6 protein-coding genes are annotated in these 5,494 nt (G+C 39.5%); 5 read left to right on the top strand and 1 reads right to left on the bottom strand.

Going from position 1 to position 5,494, the window contains the following annotated elements; genetic code table 11:
- Positions 1-780: 780 nt before the first annotated feature.
- Entirely contained in the window at positions 781-1,368 is a 588-nt protein-coding gene (locus PSI06_RS20540; protein ID WP_024032161.1) for a YceI family protein, read from the top strand.
- Positions 1,365-1,883, top strand: coding sequence for a DUF1285 domain-containing protein (locus PSI06_RS20545; RefSeq protein WP_004589309.1), 519 nt, complete (start codon positions 1,365-1,367; stop codon positions 1,881-1,883). The genes PSI06_RS20540 and PSI06_RS20545 overlap by 4 nt, the downstream gene beginning before the upstream one ends.
- A gap of 10 nt (positions 1,884-1,893) precedes the next feature.
- On the opposite strand, the gene yihA is transcribed toward PSI06_RS20545, so the two are convergent.
- On the bottom strand, positions 1,894-2,553 hold the full coding sequence (yihA, locus tag PSI06_RS20550) for a ribosome biogenesis GTP-binding protein YihA/YsxC (RefSeq protein WP_004589310.1): 660 nt from the start codon (positions 2,551-2,553) through the stop codon (positions 1,894-1,896).
- 280 nt (positions 2,554-2,833) lie between these two features.
- On the opposite strand from yihA, the gene PSI06_RS20555 reads away from it, so the two are divergent.
- From PSI06_RS20555 to PSI06_RS20565, 3 genes are all read left to right on the top strand, one after another.
- Positions 2,834-3,466: a c-type cytochrome gene (locus PSI06_RS20555; protein WP_004589311.1), complete on the top strand. Its 633-nt coding sequence runs from the start codon at positions 2,834-2,836 to the stop codon at positions 3,464-3,466.
- Positions 3,467-4,206: 740 nt separating this feature from the next.
- Positions 4,207-4,806: a Der GTPase-activating protein YihI gene (yihI, locus tag PSI06_RS20560; protein ID WP_004589312.1), complete on the top strand. Its 600-nt coding sequence runs from the start codon at positions 4,207-4,209 to the stop codon at positions 4,804-4,806.
- Between the two features lie 12 nt (positions 4,807-4,818).
- A complete protein-coding gene (locus tag PSI06_RS20565; protein WP_004589313.1) occupies positions 4,819-5,334 on the top strand; it encodes a DUF2489 domain-containing protein in 516 nt (171 codons plus the stop codon).
- The last annotated feature ends 160 nt before the right edge of the window (positions 5,335-5,494 follow it).

The following is a 5,494-nucleotide window of genomic DNA, read 5'->3' on the forward strand; positions in this document are numbered from 1 at the left end:
TACAATGAAATGCGACCGCACTTAAGTTTGGATATGAAAACACCAAATCAAGTGCATAAAAAAGACCTGGCGCTTTCGCACCAAGTCTTTCATTAAAACCGTCAACCTATTTCAGGACGGGACAAAATAACTCACTCAATTAAGCGAATCGATATAAGTATTTCTACGCGTAAACAAAGTTTAGTTAAAAGTAGGTTAATTTAAGCAACTATTTGTATTAAATAGTTATATGTTCGTCAATTCGAACTATTTTGGCGGAATATCATTGTATTTTTATGCGCGCTTTTGCTAAAGTGCGCGCGTCCTCATCCTGTAGGACATCCTGTTGATGATGCATCTGAAAAGGTGCAACAAATTGATAGCTTCTCCCCAGTTTGCTATATCGGCCTGCTTGTTTTAAGCAGGCTGCTTTTTCTTCCTCATTAGATTGCCCTTTAAAGCTAAATGGCTCCTCTAAGCGCTTTTTTACTATTCACACTTTATGCTCATTTATGTTTATTATTTTTTTTGCCATACCTAGCGCGCCCTCAAACGGGTATATGTATAAAGCAGTTATAATGCAAACGTAGGCAAGTAAAGCTATCTCACGCAATTATTAGCGTGGATGTTGCGGTATGGCCCTAAAAAGCATCAGTTATAGGCTGTTATATCGTTATTAATTTTTTAATAACAGTACGGGCTAAGTAATTTAGCGCCGTCTTTAATTTGAGGTGGTTTGCCCCTATTTCAGGTGATAGTATCGAAAGCGCTATTATTCTCATTTTATTTTAGGAGTGCGTTATGTTTAAAACGTTAGCCATTATCGGTTTATCGTTATCAAGTGTTGCTTTGTCTAATGCCGCTCATGCAGATTGGCAGCTAGTCAATGACAAGAGCCAATTAAGTTTTGTTTCTATCAAAAAAGACTCGATTGCTGAGGCACATCATTTTACTAACCTAGAAGGAACACTTTCAGACAGTGGTGCTTTTAGTGTAAATATAGACTTAACCTCTGCAGAAACACTGATCCCTATTCGCAATGAACGTTTAACTCAATTTGTATTTGAAGCGGCTAAGTTTCCTCATGCAGTTTTAACTGCGGATTTAAAAAAGCAATTAAGTAATATTAAAAAACCGGGCCAGCATGTATTAAAAGAGGTTGATGCGCAGCTTGATTTTCATGGTAATAAAAAGCCATTAAAAATAAATGTACTTGTTAGCAGTGCCGAAAATGGCGATTTAAGCGTGTCGTCGTTTACGCCTGTGATTGTAAATAGCCAAGACTTTGGTGTGACCGAAGGCGTTAAAAAGCTACAGCAATTAGCTGGTTTACCTGCCGTTGCTACAGCCGTACCAGTTACTTTTGCGCTAACACTTAAAAAACAGTGATCTCGTTAACGGCACTTAGTAAGCAATTAAGCGAGCCTAGCAAACCGTTTGGTAGTTGGCAGCCTACCGAGTGTGGTGAGCTGCCGATTATGATTAACGAGCATGGGCAGTGGTTTTACGATGGCAGCGAAATTACTCGCCCCGCGATGGTAAAACTGTTTGCCAGTGTTGTATGCAAAGAAGGTGAGCAGTTTTATTTAAAAACACCCATCGAAAAAATAGCGATAGAGGTGCAAGATGCGCCTTTCGTTATCGTAAGCTGGCATATTGAGAACACAGCGCAAGGGCAGGTTATGTGTTGTGTAGATAATTTAGCACGGCAATGGTTAATCAGTGCTGAGCAGCCTCTTTATATAAAAAACTATAAAAATGCAGCGGTGCCTTATTTGCAATTACCTTATGGGTGTAGCGCGCGGGTATCACGAAGTGTGTTTTATCAGTGGGCTGAAATAGCCGACGCTGATGAGCGCGGCTATTTTATAAAATCAGCAGGGGGAAAGTTTTATCTTTCGTAGGTGCTTATTTTTAAGCGTCTGAGCTGTCTTCATCACTTTGCGGCGGTGCAACAGCCACAATTGGCCCTAAATACCACTCATCTAGCTTTTTAGCGACTTCCGGTAAACCTGTTCCCTTAAGTGATGAAAAAGCGTGTACAGTAATATCACCGTCTAGTTCACTTAATTCACGGCGTACTTGCAGTACTTGTGCTTTACGCGCACCTTGCTTGAGCTTATCGGCTTTAGTTAAAAGCGCCAGTACCGGGATTTCGCTGCCAATAGCCCAGTTAATTAGATCTTTGTCTAAATCTTTTAATGGGTGGCGAATATCCATTAATATAACAATACCTTTTAAACTTTGACGTTTTTGTAGGTACTCACCCAGTGACTTTTGCCACTTCTTTTTCATTTCAATAGGTACTTTAGCAAACCCATAACCGGGTAAGTCGATTAAGCGCATATCATCTACTTCACCTAATTCAAAGGTGTTGATTAACTGCGTACGACCTGGCGTTTTACTGGTACGTGCAAGTTTTTGATCTGTCAGTGCATTAAGAGCACTTGATTTACCTGCATTAGAGCGACCTGCAAACGCGACTTCAATTCCCGTATCAGCAGGTAATTTAGTGATGTCTGGCGCGCTTGTTACAAAAGACGCAGTATTATATTTGATACGAGATTTGAGCACAGGCTCTCCTAAAAACGTAAAAGTTAATCTTATTGAGCTAAATTCACTCAGGGCGCGTATTTTATACTATAAAGGATGTATTAAAAAGCGTATTTAAACACCTAAAAACTCTATAAATGGCACTATTAAAGCTGCTTAAAGGTTAATCTAGGTCAAAACCCTATAAATTATAAGCTTAATATGAGTAGAAAACGTGCCAGAGAATTTTTTATCGTGTAGAATACATGAATTACAACATCCATATTGTAGATGATACAGGGTCGGAAACAGAGAATTCACCATGAAAAAAATAGCACTATCTTTAACAATATTGCTTGGTGCGTTGTCAGCAAGCAACGCAACAGCATTTGATGGCGATGTAAACGCAGGTAAAGAAAAATCAGCAACGTGTGCGGCTTGTCACGGCCCAGACGGTAATGCACCGGTTAATATTTACCCTAAACTTGCAGGCCAGCACCCAGATTACATCCTTAAACAACTTAAGGATTTAAAATTAGGTATGACTTCAGGCGGTAAAGAAGGCCGTATGGATCCTGTAATGAGCGCGATGGCTATGCCACTTAGCGAACAAGACATGAAAGACCTATCTGCTTATTTTTCTTCATTGAACATGACTGAAGGCGCCACCCCAAAAGACGTGGTTGAAGTTGGTCAGATGCTTTACAAAGCAGGCGATGCTGAACGTGGTATTCCGGCTTGTGCGGCGTGTCATGGTCCGCGAGGCAATGGTTCGTCTCTTGCTAAGTTTCCTAAAATTTCTTTTCAGCACCCAGAGTACATTAAAGCTCAGCTAGAGAAGTTTCGTGATGGAACCCGTAAAAACGACCATAACGGTATGATGCAAGATATAGCGAAAAAGCTAACTGATAAAGATATTGAAGTACTATCTCAATACTTAGGTGGCTTACACTAAAGTCGTATTTATCTAGTATAAGCTAGTGTAATACTATGTAATATGATTAAAAAGCAGCTTGCGCTGCTTTTTTTGTGTCCATATTTTAACGATATCACCCTTTAGTTTGTGAGACATTTGCCATGCTATTTTGTAAGAAATAACTTATTTTAAAAATATTTTTACAGTTAAGCTTATGTTTATTATAAATTTTTTGTTTTTATATATGCTCTATGTAAGAAAAAATATATAAACCAGTTGTAACAAAAATATTAACGGGTAAATTAACCACTGTCGCAAAACAACAATAACAACATGGATTATGCTAAAGGAAAATGGCGCTACACGACTGAATAGCACATTGAAGGTGCTACAAAAGGAAATAACAAGAAAGCGTCAGGATGACCGTAAATAATAAAATCTCAAGGAAGTTTAATAAAAAAAACAAAATGGAATGTAACAAGGAAGGTTAAAATAATAACAATACGGATTGATAATAATAAAAATAATAAAGACTAAAAAAAGTCGAAGGGAGAAGTGTCCAGATAATGGCGCTCAGATTAGTAGGCGGTAGAGATGTTTTCTCTACCGCCTTTTTATTTGTCCTGTTACAATACCCACCGTTTAGCAATAAGCTAATGCGCTAATTCAACGAGCAACCCAAGCTTTAATGCGCAAATCGAATTCTTCTGGCTAGGCCAGCACTGCGATGCTCATGTTATGTGCCTCGCTCAAAACCTCTTAAGTGAGATGATCAAGATATGAGTAGAAAGAAAAAATCACGCAAAATTCCTTCAAACGGCCCTGTTCGTTTAAGCCAAGATAAGCTTAAAGAAATGCGTGCGTTAAAAGAGCAACGAGTTAAAAAACCAAAGGGTGCTAAGCCTGGTTCTCGTAATGCACCTGAGCTATTAGATAGCGATACTAAAAAAGCAAACTCAGCGCCAAAAGATAAGCGCGTCGGCAGTAAAAAAGCCGTGCCTTTAGTGGCTAGTGCACCACAGCCGCAAGTAGAAATGAAGCGTAACTTAAAGCCAACAGTTGAGCTTAAAAAGGTTACAGAGCCAGAGCTTACGCCTGAGCAAGAGCTAGAAGCGCTTGAAAACGATGAGCGTTTACTTAAGCTCGTTGAGCGCCATGAGCAAGGTGAAATGCTGACGGGTAAAGATGCGAAGTACTTTAATAGCCGTATTGCTCGCCACCAAGTACTTTGTAAGTTACTAGGTATCGAAGATGAAGACGAAGACGAGTTTGAAGATGATTTTGAAGATAACTTCGAAAGCGACGGTAACTCAGATTTCGATAAGTACCTTTCTGATGATTTAGCCAATGAGTGGCTAGATGATGATGACGACAAATAGTAAGGGCGCTTAATGAGTACCGCAGTGATTGTAGCCTTGTTTGTAGGTGCTGTTATTATTGCTGGCTTAGCATTTTATGCAGGTCAGTTGCTCTATAAGCTTAACGCGCAAAAAAAGTTAATTGCGCAAAAGCAAGCTGAGCAACAGCAAAAGCTTAAGCAGTCGCGCTTAAAGCGTAACGCTAAACTTGCAGATAGCATTCATCTAATTGCTCGTGCAATGGCTGAAGAGCAATGTGAGTACTCTGAAGGCTGTTTACGGATTTGGGTTTTAATGTCTCAGTACGCTTTTGAAGATGAGCGAGATTTAACGCTAGCGTACCCAGGCATTTATAAAATGTATAACGTTGTGAAAGAAATGCCGACCCACGATGCACGAAAAAAATACTCTAAAAAAGAGATTTTTAAGCAAGATACAGCACGTTGGCGAGCTGAAGAAAACTTTAGTGATGAGATTAAAGCCGATTGCGACAAAATCATTGTTGAGTTTAAAGCTGCGCCGGGCAGCGAAAACATCGTGTTTAATTAAACCCAATAGAAAATACAAAAAGCAGACTCAGGTCTAATGCCAGTCAGTTAAGCTGACTGGTATTTTTCTTTTTGGTGGGGTATTTACTTGGTTTGGGTTTGACCCTTCGAGGGTAAAATCTATCTTCCCGCCTCGTCGGAAGCTCGTAATAAGTTAGCTG

Source organism: Pseudoalteromonas sp. GABNS16E (assembly GCF_028598715.1).
In the GTDB taxonomy this organism is placed as follows: Bacteria; Pseudomonadota; Gammaproteobacteria; order Enterobacterales; family Alteromonadaceae; genus Pseudoalteromonas; species Pseudoalteromonas atlantica.

What these genes read in the sequence shown, in the direction of transcription:
- PSI06_RS20565 (WP_004589313.1), top strand. Translation starts at nt 4,819, where the DNA reads ATGAGTACCGCAGTGATTGTAGCCTTGTTTGTAGGTGCTGTTATTATT.
- PSI06_RS20540 (WP_024032161.1), top strand. Translation starts at nt 781, where the DNA reads ATGTTTAAAACGTTAGCCATTATCGGTTTATCGTTATCAAGTGTTGCT.
- PSI06_RS20555 (WP_004589311.1), top strand. Translation starts at nt 2,834, where the DNA reads ATGAAAAAAATAGCACTATCTTTAACAATATTGCTTGGTGCGTTGTCA.
- yihI (WP_004589312.1), top strand. Translation starts at nt 4,207, where the DNA reads ATGAGTAGAAAGAAAAAATCACGCAAAATTCCTTCAAACGGCCCTGTT.